General features: G+C 71.9%; 17 protein-coding genes. 12 read left to right on the top strand and 5 right to left on the bottom strand.

Annotated elements, in window-relative coordinates; all coding sequences use genetic code 11:
- Positions 1–142 precede the first annotated feature (142 nt).
- Entirely contained in the window at positions 143–388 is a 246-nt protein-coding gene (locus ACGFY5_RS22645) for a hypothetical protein (RefSeq protein ID WP_392722641.1), read from the top strand.
- Here ACGFY5_RS22645 and ACGFY5_RS22650 read toward each other — a convergent pair.
- On the bottom strand, positions 369–2,060 hold the full coding sequence (locus tag ACGFY5_RS22650; RefSeq protein ID WP_392722642.1) for a dihydroxy-acid dehydratase: 1,692 nt from the start codon (positions 2,058–2,060) through the stop codon (positions 369–371). The two genes, ACGFY5_RS22645 and ACGFY5_RS22650, sit on opposite strands and share 20 nt — an antisense overlap.
- Positions 2,061–2,107: 47 nt before the next feature.
- Between ACGFY5_RS22650 and ACGFY5_RS22655 the strand changes: the two genes are divergently transcribed.
- The 5 genes from ACGFY5_RS22655 (at position 2,108) to ACGFY5_RS22675 (ending at position 8,843) form a co-directional block, all read left to right on the top strand.
- Positions 2,108–2,971, top strand: coding sequence for an SMP-30/gluconolactonase/LRE family protein (locus tag ACGFY5_RS22655; RefSeq protein WP_392722643.1), 864 nt, complete (start codon positions 2,108–2,110; stop codon positions 2,969–2,971).
- Entirely contained in the window at positions 2,968–3,978 is a 1,011-nt protein-coding gene (locus ACGFY5_RS22660; protein WP_392722645.1) for a zinc-binding dehydrogenase, read from the top strand. The genes ACGFY5_RS22655 and ACGFY5_RS22660 overlap by 4 nt, the downstream gene beginning before the upstream one ends.
- A 115-nt stretch (positions 3,979–4,093) precedes the next feature.
- On the top strand, positions 4,094–6,826 hold the full coding sequence (locus tag ACGFY5_RS22665) for a BTAD domain-containing putative transcriptional regulator (protein ID WP_392722646.1): 2,733 nt from the start codon (positions 4,094–4,096) through the stop codon (positions 6,824–6,826).
- A 4-nt stretch (positions 6,827–6,830) separates the two neighbouring features.
- Entirely contained in the window at positions 6,831–7,496 is a 666-nt protein-coding gene (locus tag ACGFY5_RS22670; RefSeq protein WP_392722647.1) for a response regulator transcription factor, read from the top strand.
- A gap of 3 nt (positions 7,497–7,499) precedes the next feature.
- The gene (locus tag ACGFY5_RS22675) at positions 7,500–8,843 is read left to right on the top strand and encodes an alpha/beta fold hydrolase (RefSeq protein ID WP_392722648.1); all 1,344 of its coding nucleotides are present in this window, start codon (positions 7,500–7,502) and stop codon (positions 8,841–8,843) included.
- Here ACGFY5_RS22675 and ACGFY5_RS22680 read toward each other — a convergent pair.
- Together ACGFY5_RS22680 and ACGFY5_RS22685 are read right to left on the bottom strand one after the other, a co-directional pair.
- Positions 8,836–9,405: an HD domain-containing protein gene (locus tag ACGFY5_RS22680; RefSeq protein WP_392722650.1), complete on the bottom strand. Its 570-nt coding sequence runs from the start codon at positions 9,403–9,405 to the stop codon at positions 8,836–8,838. The genes ACGFY5_RS22675 and ACGFY5_RS22680 overlap by 8 nt on opposite strands.
- Positions 9,402–9,863 (bottom strand): MaoC/PaaZ C-terminal domain-containing protein, encoded by a 462-nt coding sequence (locus ACGFY5_RS22685; RefSeq protein WP_392722651.1) that lies wholly within the window; start codon positions 9,861–9,863, stop codon positions 9,402–9,404. Before ACGFY5_RS22685 ends, ACGFY5_RS22680 begins: the two co-directional genes overlap by 4 nt.
- A 95-nt stretch (positions 9,864–9,958) precedes the next feature.
- On the opposite strand from ACGFY5_RS22685, the gene ACGFY5_RS22690 reads away from it, so the two are divergent.
- Genes ACGFY5_RS22690 through ACGFY5_RS22710 form a run of 5 tightly spaced genes read left to right on the top strand, consistent with a single transcriptional unit; the run spans position 9,959 to position 14,954 of the window.
- On the top strand, positions 9,959–11,143 hold the full coding sequence (locus ACGFY5_RS22690; RefSeq protein ID WP_392722652.1) for a thiolase family protein: 1,185 nt from the start codon (positions 9,959–9,961) through the stop codon (positions 11,141–11,143).
- Positions 11,143–11,949 (top strand): SDR family NAD(P)-dependent oxidoreductase, encoded by an 807-nt coding sequence (locus tag ACGFY5_RS22695; RefSeq protein ID WP_392722653.1) that lies wholly within the window; start codon positions 11,143–11,145, stop codon positions 11,947–11,949. Before ACGFY5_RS22690 ends, ACGFY5_RS22695 begins: the two co-directional genes overlap by 1 nt.
- On the top strand, positions 11,946–12,701 hold the full coding sequence (locus ACGFY5_RS22700) for a crotonase/enoyl-CoA hydratase family protein (protein ID WP_392722654.1): 756 nt from the start codon (positions 11,946–11,948) through the stop codon (positions 12,699–12,701). The genes ACGFY5_RS22695 and ACGFY5_RS22700 overlap by 4 nt, the downstream gene beginning before the upstream one ends.
- Before the next feature lie 49 nt (positions 12,702–12,750).
- Entirely contained in the window at positions 12,751–13,857 is a 1,107-nt protein-coding gene (locus ACGFY5_RS22705) for an acyl-CoA dehydrogenase family protein (protein WP_392722655.1), read from the top strand.
- Entirely contained in the window at positions 13,854–14,954 is a 1,101-nt protein-coding gene (locus ACGFY5_RS22710; RefSeq protein ID WP_392722656.1) for an acyl-CoA dehydrogenase family protein, read from the top strand. Before ACGFY5_RS22705 ends, ACGFY5_RS22710 begins: the two co-directional genes overlap by 4 nt.
- 110 nt (positions 14,955–15,064) lie before the next feature.
- On the opposite strand, the gene ACGFY5_RS22715 is transcribed toward ACGFY5_RS22710, so the two are convergent.
- Together ACGFY5_RS22715 and ACGFY5_RS22720 are read right to left on the bottom strand one after the other, a co-directional pair.
- Positions 15,065–15,529 (bottom strand): NUDIX domain-containing protein, encoded by a 465-nt coding sequence (locus ACGFY5_RS22715; protein WP_392722658.1) that lies wholly within the window; start codon positions 15,527–15,529, stop codon positions 15,065–15,067.
- Between the two features lie 2 nt (positions 15,530–15,531).
- Positions 15,532–16,110 (bottom strand): TetR/AcrR family transcriptional regulator, encoded by a 579-nt coding sequence (locus tag ACGFY5_RS22720; RefSeq protein ID WP_392722660.1) that lies wholly within the window; start codon positions 16,108–16,110, stop codon positions 15,532–15,534.
- 65 nt (positions 16,111–16,175) lie between these two features.
- Here ACGFY5_RS22720 and ACGFY5_RS22725 point away from each other — a divergent pair, with 65 nt between their 5' ends.
- A complete protein-coding gene (locus ACGFY5_RS22725) occupies positions 16,176–17,057 on the top strand; it encodes an oxidoreductase (protein ID WP_392722661.1) in 882 nt (293 codons plus the stop codon).
- The last annotated feature ends 35 nt before the right edge of the window (positions 17,058–17,092 follow it).

Raw genomic sequence — 17,092 nt, forward strand, 5'->3', positions numbered from 1 at the left:
CGGAAAGTCAATCAGTTTCCAACCCGGAAAGTCAAGCGCGCGGCGGAAAGTCAGACATGCGCGCGAGGGTAGCCGCGGTGCGATCAGGGAGCGCATCTGCTGATCCGTTCGCCGTGGCGGGGGACGGGCCGATCCGCGGGGCATGACCTCTCAATTCGGCATCACCGGGTTATCGAGTGCGAACCGTGAGAACTCGTCGACGCTGCTCGGGTGGCAGCTCGCGCAGCGGATCCAGCTCACCGTCAACCAGGTCGCCCGGCTCAAGCGCGACGCTCCCGTCGAGGAGATCGTGCGTGAGCTGGACGTCCGGCTGCGCCGGTTCGGTGTGTTCATGACCGCGCGCGAGCTCACCGACTACGCCACCGGGATCAGTGAGACTCCCGGCTGACCTCCGAGCCGCTGGAGCCGAGCAGGAAGTCGAGGTCGGCGCCGGTGTCGGCGCCGAGGACGTGGTCGACGTAGAGCCGTTCCCAGCCGCGCTTCGGGGCGGCGAACCCCTCGATGTTCGGGGTGCGCTGACTGAGGTCGGCTTCGACGTCGATGCGGCGGGCTTCGACGTCGAGCACGATGTAGTCGCCGGTCCGGACGCGGGCGAGGGGACCGCCGGCGGCGGCCTCGGGCGCCACGTGCAGGACGACGGTTCCGTAGGCGGTCCCGCTCATGCGTCCGTCGCAGATCCGGACCATGTCCCGGACGCCCTGCTCGAGCAGTTTGCGGGGGAGCGGCATGTTGGCGACCTCCGGCATGCCGGGGTAGCCCTTGGGGCCGCAGCCGCGCAGCACCAGCACGGAGTCCGCGTCCACGTCGAGATCGGGATCGTCGATGCGGGCGGAGAAGTCTTCGATCGAGTCGAACACGACTGCGCGCCCACGGTGGCGCAGGAGTTCCGGGGAGGCCGCGGCGGGCTTGATCAGCGCGCCGGACGGCGCCAGCGAGCCCCGCAGCACCGCGATCCCGCCTTCGGCGACCAGCGGCGCCGTCCGCGGCCGGATGACTTCGGCGTCCCAGATCGGGGCCTCGTCGAGGTAATCGACAAGGGGTTTGCCGGTGACCGTGAGCGCGGACGGGTCGAGCAGGTCACGCACCTCGCGCAGCACCGCGAGGAAACCGCCGGCGCGGTAGAAGTCCTCCATCAGGAACCGACCGGCGGGAAGGAGGTCGACGAGCACCGGGACCCGGGAGCCGATCCGGTCGAAGTCGTCGAGGGTCAGCGCGATGCCGAGGCGCCCGGCGATCGCGAGCAGGTGAACGACCGCGTTGGTGGACCCGCCGATCGCGGCCAGCGCCACGATCGCGTTGTGGAAGTTGGCCTTGGTCATCAGGGTCGAGGGCCGCCGGTCCTCGCTGATCAGCTGCACGGCCAGCCGACCCGTGCCGTGGGCGGCTTCCAGCAGGCGGCTGTCGGGGGCGGGAGTGCCGGCGATTCCGGGCACTGTCGTTCCCAGGGCCTCGGCGACCAGCGCCATCGTCGACGCGGTGCCCATCGTGTTGCAGTGTCCCCGCGACCGGATCATCGACGATTCGGAGCGAGTGAAGTCCTGGTTGGAGAGGGTTCCGGCGCGGACCTCTTCGGAGAGCCGCCACACGTCCGTGCCACACCCCAGCGGCACGCCGCGGAACGTCCCGGTCAGCATCGGTCCGCCGGGCACCACGACGGCGGGGAGATCGACGGATGCGGCGGCCATGAGCAGCGACGGAATGGTTTTGTCGCACCCGCCGAGTAGAACGACACCGTCGATCGGGTTGGCGCGCAGCATCTCCTCGGTGGCCATCGCGGCCATGTTGCGCCACAACATGGCGGTCGGCCGTACGTTCGTCTCGCCCAGCGACACCACCGGCAGCTCGCGCGGGATGCCGCCTGCCTCGTAGATGCCGTTGGCGACCGACCGTGCGACTTCGGTCAAGTGTGCGTTACAGGGGGTGAGGTCCGATGCGGTGTTGGCGATCGCGATCTGGGGGCGGTCGAATGCGTCGTCGGGTGTGCCACGGCGCATCCAGGCCCGGTGGATGTAGGCGTTGCGGTCCTGCCCGGCGTACCAGTGGGCGCTGCGGAGGGTCACGGATGGCCGCCTTTCCTACGTCGAACGCGTTGTTTTACTTTTTACCGATGAAACCGGCCACAGATGAGTCGTACACGTTGGCCGAGGGGCCGATCTGGGATGCGCCCCGCCGGCGCCTGCTCTGGGTCGACATCGCCAGCGGCACGTTGTTCGAGGGTGCGCTCGACGGTGAGCGTATCCAGGTGACCGGTCGGCACCAGTTCGACGGCTCGCTCGGCACCGTCGTTCCCGCCGCGGACGGCACGCTGCTCGTCGCGACGCAGGAGGAACTGGTCGTCCTGCGGCCCGACGGCACGCGCGAGGCCGGCCCGCGGATCATCGAGGTCGGGGAGGGCCGGCGCCTCAACGACGGCGCCACCGACCCGGCCGGCCGTTTCCTGGTCGGCACGATGCTGATCGACGGCCCGTCGGAGAACGAGCGGCTCGTCCGCGTCGAGTTCGACGGCAGCATCACCGTGCTCGACGACGACCTCACGCTCTCCAACGGGCTGGCCTGGTCGCCCGACGGGCAGCGCATGTACAGCACCGACACGTTCCGCCGTGTCGTGTACGTGCGCAACTACGACCCGACCGACGGTTCGGTGGGTGGGCGACGCGTCCACCTCGACCTGGGTGACGATCACCCCGACGGCATCACGATCGACGTCGAGGAGCACCTGTGGGTCGCGATCTGGGGCGAGGGTGAGGTCCGGCGGTACGCGCCCGACGGCACGCTCGTCGACCGTCGCTCGGTGCCCGCGCCGAACGTGTCGAGCGTCGCGTTCGCCGGTGACGACCTCGACCGCCTGGTGGTCACCACGGCCACGGTGGCGCTCACCGAGGAGCAGGAACGCGACTTCCCGGACTCCGGCCACCTGTTCGTGGTGCCGGTCGACGTCCCGGGGTTGCCCGTCACGCCGTGGGCGCCGTGAGGGCGTTCGTCCTCACCGGGCCGGGGCAGGCCGAGGTCCGGGACGTTCCCGCGCCCGTCGCCGGCCCCGGTGAGGTCGTCGTCGACGTCGAACGTGTCGGTGTCTGCGGCACCGACGTCGAGTTCTTCACCGGCGAGATGGCCTACCTGCACCAGGGCGTCTCGTCGTACCCGATGCGGCTGGGCCACGAGTGGGCCGGGCGCGTCGCTGCGGTGGGCCCGGGCGTCGACCCGGCGTGCATCGGGCGGCGGGTCACCGGCGACACGATGATCGGCGACGGCACCTGCCGACGCTGCCGCCGCGGTCACCAGCACGTCTGCGAGAACCTCCGCGAGGTCGGCATCCGCGACGGCCTGCCGGGCGCGCTCGCCGAGCAGCTCGCGGTCCCGGTCCGTTCACTGCATCCACTGCCTGCTGCTGTCGACGCCGTACGCGGCGCGTTGGTGGAGCCGGGCGGGAACGCGTGGCGTGCCGCCCAGGCCACCCAGGCCGGGCCCGGCGACCGGGTCCTGGTGCTCGGGCCGGGCACGATCGGGTTGCTCGTCGCCGCGTTCCTGCAGGCAGCGGGCGCGGAGGTGCACCTGCTGGGCCGCGACGCCGAGTCGCTGGCGTTCGCGCGCGGCCTCGGCTTCGCGGTGGCCGACGCCGTGCCCGACCTGGCGTGGGACGCGATCGTCGACGCCTCGAACGCCGCCCACCTGCCCGCCCTCGCGCTCGAGCGGGTTGAACCGGCCGGTCGGCTGGTCTACATCGGCCTGGCCGGTGCGCCGAGTCCGATCGACACGAGGGCGCTCGTGCTCAACGACGTCACAGCGGTCGGCATCCTGTCCGCGTCACCGGGCCTGGCCGCCACGATCGACGCGTACGCCGACGGGGTCGTCGATCCGCGCCCGTTGGTCGCGGCCACCGTCGGCCTGGACGACGTGGCGGCGGTGCTGTCGGGAACCCGTCCGAAGGGCTCCGGGCCGGGCCCCAAATTCCACGTCGATCCGCAATTGGGCGGTTAGGCTGCTTGGTGTGGATCGGCCCAGATCCCGCCCCCTGTGGTTGTGCGTCCTCGGACCGGTACAGGCCTGGGCGGACGGACAGGCGGTCGACCTGGGTCCACCTCAGCAACGGGCTGTGCTCGCGCTGTTACTGGCCCGCGCGGGTGAGCAGGTTCCGCTCGACGAAATGATCGACGCGCTGTGGCCGGACGGCCCACCGGCCAGCGCCGCCGGCAGCCTCCACGGGTACGCCAGCCGGCTGCGGCGGGCGTTGGAACCCGACCGTCCGATCCGGGCCCCCAGCCGCTGGATCGAGCGGGTGTCGCGCGGCTACCGGCTCGTGGCCACCGCGGACGAGGTGGACCTGCTGTGGTTCCGCCGGCGGGTCGCCGAGGCGCGGGAGGCGGCGTCCACCACCGCGGCGATCCCGGCCTACGTCGACGCGCTGGAGGTGTGGCACGGCCCGGTGGCGGCGGGCCTGGACATGGCCGTCCGGTCGCACCCCACGTTCCGGGCCCTCGACCGCGAGTACGCCGGGGTGCTCGCCGACGCGGCCGACGTCGCCCTCGACGCGGGCCTCACCCGTGACGTCCTGCCGTTCCTGCAGCGCCAGGCCGCCCTCGAACCACTCGACGAGGCACTGCAGGCACGCGTCATCCGGACGCTGGCCGCCGAGGGACGGCGCGGCCCGGCGCTGGCGCTGTACCGCAGCGTCCGCGACCGGCTCGTCGACGAGTTGGGCATCGAACCGGGCCCGGAGCTGCGCAGCGCGCACGAGGACGTGCTGCACGGCGAAGGGGCCGAGAAGAACACGGTTCCCGCGCAGCTGCCCGCAGCCCTGGCGACGTTCACCGGGCGGGCGGCCGAGTTGGCAGCGATCGACGCCGCCGTCGACGCGGGCGCCGCCGTCGCGGTACGGGGCATGGGCGGCGTCGGGAAAACCGCGTTGGTCGTGCGTTGGGCACACTCGGTCGCCGCGCGCTACCCCGACGGCCAGCTCTACGTCGATCTGCGTGGTTTTGACGAGAACGATTCACCGGTGGATCCGGGAGAGGCGCTCCGCGCGTTCCTGGACGCGCTCGGCGTGCCGCCGGCGTCGGTCCCGGACACTCTGGACGCGCAGGCGTCGCTGTACCGCAGCCTGCTGGCCGGCCGGCGGGTCCTCGTGGTCATCGACGACGCACGGGACGCGAAGCAGGTCGGTCCGCTGCTTCCGGGCGCCCGCGGCTGCACGACGGTCGTGACCAGCCGTGACCCGCTCGCCGAGCTGGTCGCAACCGGCGCGGCCACGTCCGTTCCGCTCGGCGCGTTCACCGCGGAACAGTCGCGCGGGTTCCTTCTCGGCCGCCTCGGCATCACCCGGGTGACCGCCGAGCCCGACGCGGTGGACCGGATCGTCGCCCGCTGCGGACGCCTGCCGCTGGCGCTCGCGATCGTCGCGGCCCGCGCGGCGCTGAACAGCACGTTCACGCTGGCCGCGCTCGCCGACGAGCTGGAGTCCGAGGTCGGCCTCGACGCGTTCACGGTGCCCGGCCTGAGCGGTGACCTGCGGGCGGTGTTCTCCGGGTCGTACCGCACGCTCCGACCGGAGACCGCGGCGCTGTTCCGCCGCATGGCCGCGCATCCCGGTCCGGATCTGGGGTTCCGCGCCGCCGTAGCGATGGCCGGGCAGCCGGAGCCGGTCGTGCGCCGCGCGCTGCGTGAGCTGGTGGCGGCGCATCTCGTGATCGAGAACGGCCCGGGCCGGTTCACCTACCACGACCTGCTGCGCGACTACGCCGTCGAGCTGAGCACCGACGAGGACGACGCGTTCGTCGGCGCGCTCGACTACTACCTGCACACCGCGATCGAGACGCGCCAGGTCCTGGCGCCCGCGCGGCCCCTGGACCGGCTCATGGACCGGCCACCCGGCCTCGCCCGGCACGACTTCACCGACGCGAGCGCTGTCGTCGCCTGGTACGAGACCGAGCGCGGGGCGCTCCTGGAGATGACGCGGGCCGCCGAACGCCGGGGCTTCGACGCGCACGTCTGTCAGCTGGCCGCGGCGCTGAGCATGGTGCAGCACATGTCCGGGCGGTGGCGGGACTGGATGATCCAGGCCGAGCTGGCGCTGCTGTCCGCGGCGCGGCAGCACGACCCCTGGTGGATGGCGCACGCGCACCACCGGATGGCGATCGGGCTGAGCGAGCTGTCCCGCTCGGAGGAGGCCGTCGCGCACAGCCGCGAGGCGGCCCGGCTGTTCGCCGCCGTCGGTGACACCGGGTGGCAGGCGATGGCGCAGGTCGGCGTCGCGGCCGCGCTCTCCAACGCGGGCCGGCTCGACGCCGCGCTGGAGGAGGACATCCTGGCCATCGAGCTGCACCGGGCGATCGGCGACCGGGCGGGCGAGGCGTACTCCGAGAACAACAGGGGCTGGCGGCTGTCGCTCAACCCCGACACGTTCGACGAGGCCGCGACGCACTACCGGCGGGCCGCCGAGCTGTTCGCCGGCACGGCCGACCGCTACGGCGAGGCGTCGGTGCTGGCCAACCTCGCGCAGCTGCACCGCCGGCGGGAGGAGTGGGGCGCGGCGCTGGACTGCAACGAGCGCGCGCTCGCGCTGTTCGCCGAGATCCACGGTGGACTGGAGGCCGCGCAGGCGCACCACGAACACGGCATCTGCTGGTGGAACCTGGGCTCGGCGGAGAACGCCCGCGCCTCGTGGAAGCGGGCGCTCGCCCTCGTGCAGGACGCCGACCAACCCGCCGCCGAACAGCTGCGGGACGAGCTGCGGGTGCTGCTGGACGGGCCCGTGCAGCCCGCGTACAGATTTCCTACACGGACGCCTCCGTACGCTGCGCGGGTCCCGCAGGCCAGTCACGAGGAGTAGTTCCGTGCCGCGCTCCCGCGCTGCTTCCCACGCCCCGGAATCCGACCGGAGCCGGATCCCGGTCACGATCCACTGCGACGACCCGCTGACGCGCGCGGGCCTGCTCAGCCATCTGCGCACCGATCCGCTGGTCGAGCCGTTCGACGCGGCGGCCCGGCCGGGCGTCGGCGCGGTGGGCGGCGTCGCGGTGGTGCTCGCCGAGCGGGTCGACGACCTCGGCGCGGCCCGGCTGCGGCGGATCGCGCTGAACAAGCGGGTCGTGCTGGTCGTCGAGCGGCTCCGGGAGCCCGAGCTGCTACGGGCGCTGGAGACCGGGGTGACGGCGATCGTGCTGCGCCACGAAGCGACCCCGGAGCGGTTGGCGGCGGCGGTCCGGTCCGCTGCCCGCGGTGACCGGGACCTGCCCAGCGACCTCCTCGGCCAGCTCGTCGACGTCGTCAACCGGATGCGGCGGGAGCCGGCGACCGGCACCGGCGCGCATCCGCCCACGGAGCGTGAGCTGGAGGTGCTGCGGCTCCTCGCCGAGGGGTGGGAGACGCGCGCGATCGCGGAGAAGCTCGCGTACTCCGAGCGCACCGTCAAGAACGTGCTGCAGGGGTTGAACGCACGCTTCCAGCTGCGTAATCGGACGCACGCGGTTGCCTACGCCCTCCGCGAGGGTTACCTGTGAGGCATGACGACGCTGCGCACCGAGGTACTTTCCGTCTCCTATCGCGACGCGGGGCCGGTTGACGGACCGCCGGTGCTGATCCTGCACGGCTGGCCCGATTCGGCCTCGGCGTGGACGCCGATCGCGGACCAGCTGGCGGGGCTCGGGCTGCGGACGATCACGCCGGAGTTGCGAGGGCACGGTGGGACGCGGTTCTTGGATGCTTCGACGGTGCGCGACGGGCGGAGCGTGGCGCTGGCGCAGGACGCCGTGGATCTCGTCGATCACTTGGGGTTGGAGCAGTTCGCGGTTGTCGGTCACGACTGGGGAGCGCGGGCCGGGTACACGCTGGCGGCGGTGGCGCCGTCCCGGGTGACGCGGCTGGTGACGTTGTCGCTGGGGTACCAGCCGCACGGGGTGTTCGCGATGCCGGACTTCGGGCAGGCTCGGGCGTTCTGGTACCAGTGGCTGATGTACGTGGATGCCGGGGCGGAGGCGATCCGGCGGGACCCGGCGGGGTTCGCGCGGGTGCAGTGGGAGACGTGGAGTCCGCCCGGGTGGTACGACGAGGCGGCGTTCGGGGAGGCTTCTCGGGCGTTCGAAAATCCGGACTGGGCTGCGGTGACGCTCAGTGGGTACCGGTCGCGGTTCCTGGCGGACGAGCCCCGGGATACCCGGTACGACCTGCTCGGGGCGCGACTGCGTGACGTGGGGACGATCGGCGTCGACACGCTGACGATCCAGGGTGCGGAGGACTACTGCGACCCGCCGTCACTGCTGGTGGGACAGGAGAAGTTCTTCACCGGGGGGTACCGGCTCGAGGTGATCGACGGGGTGGGGCATTTTCCGCACCGGGAGGCGCCGGGGGTGGTGGCGTCGCTGATCGCGGAGCACGTGACGATGCGGGCGGCCACTGCCGGTGACGTGGAGGCGATTGCGGAAATGTGGCACCGCGGGTGGCATGACGGGCACGACGGGCAGGTGCCGGCGGAGCTGGCTTCCGTTCGTACTCCGGAGTCGTTCGGGCCGCGCGCTGTCGACCGCCTGCCGCAGACGACGGTGGCCGAGCGCGGGGGTGAGGTGGCGGGGTTCGTCGTCGTGGTCGGTGACGAGGTCGAGCAGGTGTACGTGTCGTCCGCCCACCGTGGCGGGGGTGCGGCGTCGACATTGCTGGCGGCGGCCGAGCGCCAGGTCCGAGCAGCGGGCTTCCCTTCGGCGTGGCTCGCGGTGGTGGCCGGCAACGCCCGGGCGCGCCGTTTCTACGAGCGTGAGGGCTGGGTCGACGAGGGCGACTTCGACTACGCCGCGGAGTCCGGCGACACCACGATCGGAGTCCCGTGCCGCCGCTACACGAAACGCCTCACGTGATCGCGTGCCCGTTCTTGTCGGCGAGCGACTGAAGGTCGGGGTCGCCGTACTTCTCGCGGAGGGCCTGGAAGCGGGCCGCCTTGTCGGGGCCGAAGCGGCCGACCTTGGTGAGGTAGGTGTCGGCGGAGACGAAGACCGGTGGGTCGAGCTTGCTGTGGAACTTGTCGGCGTACATCACCAGCTCTTCCTCGGGCGTCTCGGCCAGGTAGTCGGCTACCGGCAGCGGTAGCCGCTGGTCGACGACGTCGGCTCGGGTGAGCCCCACGCCCGTGTGGTGCGAGCAGAACCGGGCAATGCGCTCGGACCAGCCGAGCTCACGCAGCAGCTCGTCACCGAGGATGCCGTGGCGGATGTAGTGCGCGCCGCCGAGCCGGTGGACGCCGACGTCGTGCACCAGCGCACCGACGCGCACCAGTTCGGCGTCGATATCGGGCTTGAGCAGTTGTGCGGCGAGGTCGGCGACGATCCGGCAGTGGGTGTACACCAGCTCGAACTCGTCGTCACTCGGCGCGTAACGCCGGTGCAGCGCAACGATCTCGCCCTCACTCGGCAGGTAACTCACCGGCGCCCCCGGATGAGGCGTACCGGCGTGTACACGAGGACCTCTTCGTCGCGTTGGTTGCGGACGCTGACCTCGGTGCGCACCACGCCGCGGCCCGGTTTGCTCGACGGGCGCGCCTCGAGCGTGGTGACCACCGCGTACAGCGTGTCGCCGACGAACGTCGGGCCCTTGACGGTCAGCTCCATGCCGAGGAACGCCAGGCCGGTGCCGGTGATCGCGCCGGAGATCATCACCAGGCCCTCGGCGATGCTGTAGACCAGCCCGCCGGGCACGAGTCGCCCGGTGTACCCGGCGGACTTCGCGTGCTCCGCGTCGTAGAAGAGCGGCTCGACGAACCCGGACCAGGTCACGAACTGCACGAGGTCCGCCTCGGTCACCGTGCGGCGATTCGTGCGGAACGTGAGGTCGACCTGCTCCTCCCAGGTGAGTCCGGGGTGGAGGATCTGTGGCTCGGTCATCTGAGCTCCCCTGTTTTCTACATGAGCGTTGACGGTCAACCTACTGGGTCGTATGTTCAGGCGGCAATGGTGCCGACCCAGGGTAGGTGCGGATCGTGAGCAACTCCGCTGTCGTCGTGGACGTCGTCCGATCGCCCATCGGCCGAGGTAAGGCCGGGGGAGCGTGGTCCGAGCTGCACGCTGTCGATCTTCTCGCGCAGGTGCTGAGCGGGCTACTCGCGCGGAATCCGGCGGTGGATCCCGGCCAGGTCGAGGACGTCATCATCGGGTGCGTGAGCCAGGCCGCGGACCAGGCCGGGACGCCGGGGCGCGGGGCGTGGCTCGCCGCCGGGCTGCCCGAGCACGTGCCGGCGGTCACGATCGACCGGCGGTGCGGGTCGAGCCAGCAGTCGGTGCACTTCGCGGCCCAGGCGATCATGTCGGGGACCTGCGACGTCGTGGTGGCGGGCGGCGTCGAGTCGATGAGCCGGGTGCCGATGGGGTCGGCGCGGATGGGCGTCGACCCGTTCGGGCCGACGGTGGCGGCGCGGTACGCGCCGGGGTTGATTCCGCAGGGGGTGTCGGCGGAGCTGATCGCGGCCAAGTGGGGGATCCCGCGCGAGGAGATGGACGCGTACGCGGCCCGCTCCCACCAGCGCGCGGCCGCGGCCCGCGACAGCGGCGCGTTCGACTCCCAGATCGTGCCGATCGGGTCTGTCTCCTCCGACGAGACGATTCGGGACGGCACGACGGTGGAGAAGCTCGCGGGGTTGACGCCGTCGTTCCAGGACGACGAGTTCTCGGAGCGGTTTCCGGAGATCGGGTGGAGCGTCACGGCCGGTAACTCGTCGCAGATTTCCGACGGGGCGAGCGCCGCGCTGCTCATGAGCGAAGAGACGGCCGCGCGGTGGGGGCTGCGACCCCTCGCGCGGATCAGCGCGATGGCGATCTGCGGCTCCGACCCGATCCTCATGCTCACCGGGCCGATCCCGGTCACCGAAAAACTGCTCGCCCGCAGCGACGTGACGCTCGACCAGATCGGACACTTCGAGGTGAACGAGGCGTTCGCGTCGGTGCCGTTGGCCTGGCAGCGCGAGTTCGGGGTCCCGGACGAGGCGCTCAACCCGCACGGCGGTGCGATCGCGCTCGGCCACCCGTTAGGTGCCTCGGGCACGCGCCTGCTCGCCACGATGCTCCACGCGATGGCGGCGTCGGGCCAGCGCTACGGCCTGCAGGTGATGTGCGAGGGCGGCGGCATGGCGAACGCGACGCTCGTCGAGAACCTTCGGGCAGGTGCGTGATGGATCCGCGGAAGCTCGTCGCGGTGGTGACCGGCGGAGGCTCCGGCCTCGGCGCCGCGACCGCCCGGCACTTGTCCGAGCTCGGCGCCACGGTGGCCGTCCTCGACCTCGACGCCGCCGGCGCCGAAAAAGTCGCCGCGGAGCTGAACGCAGCCGCGCGAGACACCCGCCCGGCAGCCGGCGGCGCGGGCGCTGACGTCGCGGTGGCCGTGCAGTGTGACGTCACGGATACGGCGGCCGTGGAGGCCGCCCTGGACCGGGCGGCGGAGCTCGGGCCGATCGGGGCGCTGGTGCACTGCGCCGGCCGCGGCGGTCCGGTGCGCCTCCTCGACCGCGACGGCAACCCCGGCGACCTGGCCCAGTACACCGACATCGTCCGCGTCAACCTGATCGGCACCTTCAACATGGTGCGTCTGACCAGCGCCCGCATGGCCCGCAACCCCGACGCCGAAGAACGCGGCGTCTGCGTCCTCACCGCCTCGGTCGCGGCCTACGAAGGCCAGATCGGCCAGGCGGGCTACGCAAGCTCCAAAGCCGGGATCGTCGGCTTCACGCTCGTCGCGGCGCGCGACTTGGCGTCCAGAAGAATTCGGGTCTGTTCGATCGCACCGGGCGTGTTCGACACGCCGATGCTCGCCCGCGTACCCGAGGCGGCCCGGGAAAAGCTCGGCGCGTCGATCCCGCACCCGTCGCGACTCGGGCTGCCGGAGGAGTACGCCTCGCTCGCCGGGCACATCATCGTCAACCCGATGCTCAACGGCGAGACGATCCGCCTCGACGGTGCACTCCGGATGGGACCGAAATGACTCTCGTCGAGGCCCGCGGCGCCGTCCTGCTGATCACGCTGAACCGTCCCGCGGCCCGGAACGCCGTCGACCAGGCCGTCGCGAGGGCGGTCAACGACGCGATCGACCGCCTCGAGGACGACGCGAGCCTGAGCATCGGGGTGCTCGCCGGCAACGGACCGGCGTTCTGCGCGGGCATGGACCTCAAGGCCTTCGCCCGTGGCGAGTCGGCGCGCACGCCGGAACGGGGTTTCGCGGGCCTGACCGGCCGCCCTCCGGTCAAACCCCTGATCGCGGCGGTCGAGGGCCCCGCGTTCGGGGGCGGGTTCGAGATCGTGCTCGCGTGTGACCTGGTGGTCGCGTCCGGGAACGCGACGTTCGCGCTCCCCGAGGTGCGGCGCGGGCTGATCGCCAGCGGTGGCGGGTTGCTCCGCCTGCCCCAGCGCATTCCGCGTAACCGGGCGATGGAGGTGCTGCTCACCGGAGCCGCGCTCGACGCTGCGACGGCGTACGAGCTCGGTCTCGTCAACCGGCTCGTGGGCCCGGGTGAGGCCCTCGACGCCGCGCTCGCGCTCGCGAACGAGGTCGCGGCGAACGGTCCGCTGGCGGTCGCCGCGACGAAGCGCGTCGTCACCGAGAGCGCGGACTGGACCGCGGACGAGGCGTTCGCCCGGCAGGAGCCGATCGCGGCCGCCATCAAAGCCTCAGCCGACGCCCACGAGGGCGCCGTCGCGTTCGCCGAAAAACGCGCCCCCCAGTGGTCGGGCACATGACTCCCACCCACCAGACGCGGCCCCGACCCGCCGGCTGGGCGGCGCGGTGATGGGCCTCGTTCCCCCGGCGATCCAGCTCGGCGAGGTGCACACGAAACTGCGGCGCGCGGTGCGGGCGTTCCTGCGGGGGCAGGAGTTCACGCCGTCGCCGGACTCCTGGCTCACCGGCTGGGACACCGACTTCACCCGCGCCCTCGCCGAGCGCGGCTGGCTCGGCCTCACGACCCCGACCGAGTACGGCGGCCAGGGCGCCACGGCGCTCGAGCGTTACGTCGTCATCGAAGAGCTGTTGGCGGCGGGAGCGCCGCTGGCGGCGCACTGGATCGCCGACCGGCAGATCGCACCGAGCCTGCTGGCTCACGGCACCGAGGAGCAGAAACACCGCTACCTCCCGCGGATCGCACGCGGCGAGTGCTATTTCGCGCTCGGCATGAGCGAGCCCGACGCCGGTTCGGACCTCGCCGCCGTCCGGACGCGCGCGGTACCGCACGACGGCGGCTGGCAGATCTCCGGCCGCAAGGTGTGGACCAGCGGTGCGCACGAGGCACACGCGATCCTGCTGCTCGCGCGCACCGCGCCCGACCGGCACGCCGGTCTCAGCCAATTCCTCTGCGACCTGCCGACCGCCGGCGTCTCGATCAACCCGATCCGGCTGATGTCCGGCGCCCACCACTTCAACGAAGTCCATTTGGACGACGTCCAACTGCCGGCCGACGCTCTGCTGGGCACAGTGGGGGGCGGCTGGAAGCAGGTGACCGCCGAGCTCGCGTACGAACGCAGCGGGCCCGAGCGGATTCTCAGCACGTTCCCGCTGATCGTGGCGTTCCTGCGGGAACGGGGGCCGGACGCGGCGGTGGGGGCGCTGCTGTCGCGGGCCTGGTCGCTGCGGCAACTGTCGCTCGCGGTGGCGGGTGCGCTGAGCCGCGGCGAGACGCCGGACGCCGCCGCGGCGCTGGTGAAGGACCTCGGGACGAGTTTCGAGCAGGATGTGGTGGACGTGGTGTCGAGTGTGGTGGGTCCGGACGAGTTACCGGCGGACTCGCCGCTGCGCCGGATGCTGGTGCACGCGATGCTGCAGTCGCCGGGGTTCACGCTGCGCGGCGGCACGAACGAGATTCTGCGCGGCGTGGTCGCCCGGAACCTGGGCCTCCGATGACCCCGCCTCCCACCAGCGAAGTGGCGTTGATCGCTGCCACGGCGCGGGAGTTGTTCGAGGCGCACGGGGGGGCGTGGGCCGTGCTCGACGAGTACGGGATGACGCGGGTGGCGTTGCCCGAGCCGGTCGGGGCCGGTGGGGAGCCGGCGCACCTGGCGGTGTTGCTGCGAACCGCCGGGTGGGCCGGGGTTTCGGTGCCGTTGCTGGAGACGCACGTCGGAGCGTCGCTGCTCGCGGCGGCGGGGTTGCCCGACGAGGGCGGGTCGATCGGGGTCGCGCTCGACCCCGGTGTGCTCGGGCTCCCGGGCGGACCACCCACCGTCTCGTTCGCAGGCCTCACGGACTGGGTGGTGGTCGCGCGCCCGACCGCCGGAGGCGTGGGTGGGCACCCGGAGGGCGAAGTTTCCGTGGCGCTGTGGCGCACGGCTGATCTCGAGTGGTCGCCGAGTCGCACGGTTGCGGGGGACCCGGTCGCGTCAGCGGCGCCGGCTGCCCTGTCGGATGCGGCGGACCCGGCGGGCTGGCCCGCCCCGACGGCGGCGGGCACGGTGTCCAGCGTCGAAGCCGAGCGGCTGGCGTTGCTCGAGGTGCTCGGGCGCACCTTCCTGCTCGTCGGAGCGGGCGAGCGCGCCCTCGAACACACGCTGACCTACGTGGCCCAACGCGAACAGTTCGGCCGCGCGCTAGCACGGTTCCAAGCGGTGCAGCAGACCGTGGCAGTAATGGCCTCCCTGGTAGCGGCAGCCGCAGCCGCCACCGAGGCCGCCCTGACAGCCCTGACCGCGCCGGCCGTGCCGACCGCGCCGACCGTGCCCGCCGCGCCGGCCGTTGAGCCAGGTCGGGCTGCGGCCCCGTCCGCCGCGGTGCGGTTCGCGGTATTGGCGGCCCGATCGCAGGCCGACCGGATGGCGCGACAGGTCGCCCGATCGGCACACCAGTTGCACGGCGCGTTGGGCTTCACCGACGAGCACGCCCTGCACCGCGTCACCACGCGGCTCAGCGCCTGGCGCACGACCTGGCCCTCGGAGGCCGCCCTCGACACCGAACTCGCCCGCATCGCCGCTGACGATCCCTGGCGCACCATCGCGGGCGCCTAGACCCGACGACTTTTCGGGCCTTCGACAAGTTCTCGGCCCTACACCGGCCGATCGTAAGGCCGCAAACTCGTCGATAGCCCGAAAAGTCGTCGCCGAGATCGCGCCTCGAGTCAGAGACCGAGCACCACCGGCACCGCCGGAACACCCCCGTCGATCAACGCGGACAAAACCCGCACCAACGCACGCGGACTGAACAGATCAGACCCCGGGTACGCCCCGATCTCGTCCAACGACCACCACCGCACCTCACTGATCGTCTCCGCGGCCAGCTCGGCCGCCGACAGACTGCCGCGCGGCACGAACCACGTCGTCCGAATGAAGTAGTAGTCGTTGATGATCCCCCCGGCGATCCCCGCAACCTCCTGATGCCACACGTGCGGCGGCACCCCGCTCACCACCAGACCAACTTCCTCGCCCAACTCCCGACGCAAAGCGTCCAACTGCGTCTCGTCGGCCTCGATGCCCCCACCGGGCGCCGCCCACACCGCCGGCGCCTCACCAGCCGGATCGACGTGCCGGCACAACAAAATTCGGTCCTCGGCGTCGAGAACGATCCCACGAACGGAGTGGCGCACCGTCACCCACCCGCCCCGCGGACGAACTGCTCCACTGCGGTTTCGACGAGCCCGTCGACCGCTCCCGCCGGCACCATCTCGCCGTTGGCGAGAACCGCGATGCCCTGCAGCGTCGCGAACAGGACGAGCCCCACCTGCTCGGGCGCGCCAGCGGGCAGCGCGCCCGCCGTCTGCCCCTCGGCGATCACTCCGTAGATCAGTGCCAGCATGGGCGCGGCCGCCCGCTCCACCTGCTCGGCGCCGGGCCCGTGCTTGCCGGCGAACATGAGCCGCAGCAGCGCCGCGTTGCCGGTCGCGAACCGGATGAACGCCGCCGCCGCCGCGTGCATTCGCGGCAGGAACCCCGGAGTCGCGCCGTCGAGCGCCGCTTGTAGCTCGCCGTGCAGTCGGGCGAACCCGGCCTCGGCCAGGGCGTCGAGCAAGGCCTGCCGGTCGGGGAAGTGGCGACGCGGCGCCGCGTGACTCACACCGATCTCCCGGGCGAGTTCGCGGAGCGAAAGCTGTTCTTCGCCCTGCTCGCGCAGGGTGCGCTCGGCGACGGCCAGGAGGGCCGGACGCAGCTGTCCGTGGTGGTAAGGCACGCGCTGAAGCCTAGTACGCAGTGTAGTCATTGACGACTTTGTTTGCGCTGACTACATTGTTGTCTATGACTACATTACCTTCGCTGATCGGGCGTACCGCGATCGTGACCGGCGCGAACACCGGACTCGGCCGCATCACCGCCCGCGAACTCGCCGCGCACGGCGCACGCGTGGTGCTCGCGGTGCGCGACCTCGCCAAGGGCCACGAAGCCGCAGCGACGATGACCGGCACCACCGAGGTCCGCGAACTCGATCTCGGCGACCTCGTGTCGATCCGTGCGTTCGCCGACGCGATCGACGAACCCGTCGATTACCTGATCAACAACGCCGGGCTGATGCACCCGCCGTTCGGCCGCACCACGGACGGCTTCGAGCTGCAGTTCGGCATCAACCACCTCGGCCACTTCGCGCTGACCAACCTGCTGCTGCCGCGCGTCACCACGCGCGTCGTCACGGTGTCGTCGCTCAGCCACCGGCAGGGGACGATCGACTTCGACGACCTCAACTGGGAGCGGCGTCCGTATCGGTCGGGCCCGGCCTACGGGCAGTCGAAACTCGCCAACCTGCTGTTCACGGCGGAACTGCAACGCAGGCTCGATCAGGTGGGTTCGCCGGTGACCGCGACCGCTGCCCACCCCGGCATCTCCGCGACCGAACTCATGCGCCACCACGACACACCTTCCCGGCGCGGGTCGGCCCTGCTGTGGCTGAACCGTCGCTTCGCGCAGAGCGAAGAGGACGGCGCGCAGCCGACGCTCTACGCGACAGCCACCGACGTTCCCGGCAACAGCTACGCCGGACCGAGCGGCTTCCTGCAGGTGCGCGGCGCGCCGAAGCTCGTCGGCCGCTCGGCGAAAGCACGCGACGAAGGCGTCGCCCGCCGCTTGTGGACGGTCTCCGAACAACTGGTCGGCGTCACCTTCCCGCTGGACAGCGCCGTCCGCTGAGCAGCATCGTCGAGCGAAGCCTGGAGCGCGCCCGC

The organism is Cryptosporangium sp. NPDC048952, assembly GCF_043197895.1.
In the GTDB taxonomy this organism is placed as follows: Bacteria; Actinomycetota; Actinomycetes; order Mycobacteriales; family Cryptosporangiaceae; genus Cryptosporangium.

Excerpts from the sequence above, each read along its gene's own strand:
- ACGFY5_RS22645 (WP_392722641.1), top strand. The coding sequence starts at position 143 with ATGACCTCTCAATTCGGCATCACCGGGTTATCGAGTGCGAACCGTGAG.
- ACGFY5_RS22655 (WP_392722643.1), top strand. The coding sequence starts at position 2,108 with ATGAAACCGGCCACAGATGAGTCGTACACGTTGGCCGAGGGGCCGATC.
- ACGFY5_RS22675 (WP_392722648.1), top strand. The coding sequence starts at position 7,500 with ATGACGACGCTGCGCACCGAGGTACTTTCCGTCTCCTATCGCGACGCG.
- ACGFY5_RS22685 (WP_392722651.1), bottom strand. The coding sequence starts at position 9,863 with ATGACCGAGCCACAGATCCTCCACCCCGGACTCACCTGGGAGGAGCAG.
- ACGFY5_RS22695 (WP_392722653.1), top strand. The coding sequence starts at position 11,143 with ATGGATCCGCGGAAGCTCGTCGCGGTGGTGACCGGCGGAGGCTCCGGC.
- ACGFY5_RS22700 (WP_392722654.1), top strand. The coding sequence starts at position 11,946 with ATGACTCTCGTCGAGGCCCGCGGCGCCGTCCTGCTGATCACGCTGAAC.
- ACGFY5_RS22705 (WP_392722655.1), top strand. The coding sequence starts at position 12,751 with ATGGGCCTCGTTCCCCCGGCGATCCAGCTCGGCGAGGTGCACACGAAA.
- ACGFY5_RS22710 (WP_392722656.1), top strand. The coding sequence starts at position 13,854 with ATGACCCCGCCTCCCACCAGCGAAGTGGCGTTGATCGCTGCCACGGCG.
- ACGFY5_RS22725 (WP_392722661.1), top strand. The coding sequence starts at position 16,176 with ATGACTACATTACCTTCGCTGATCGGGCGTACCGCGATCGTGACCGGC.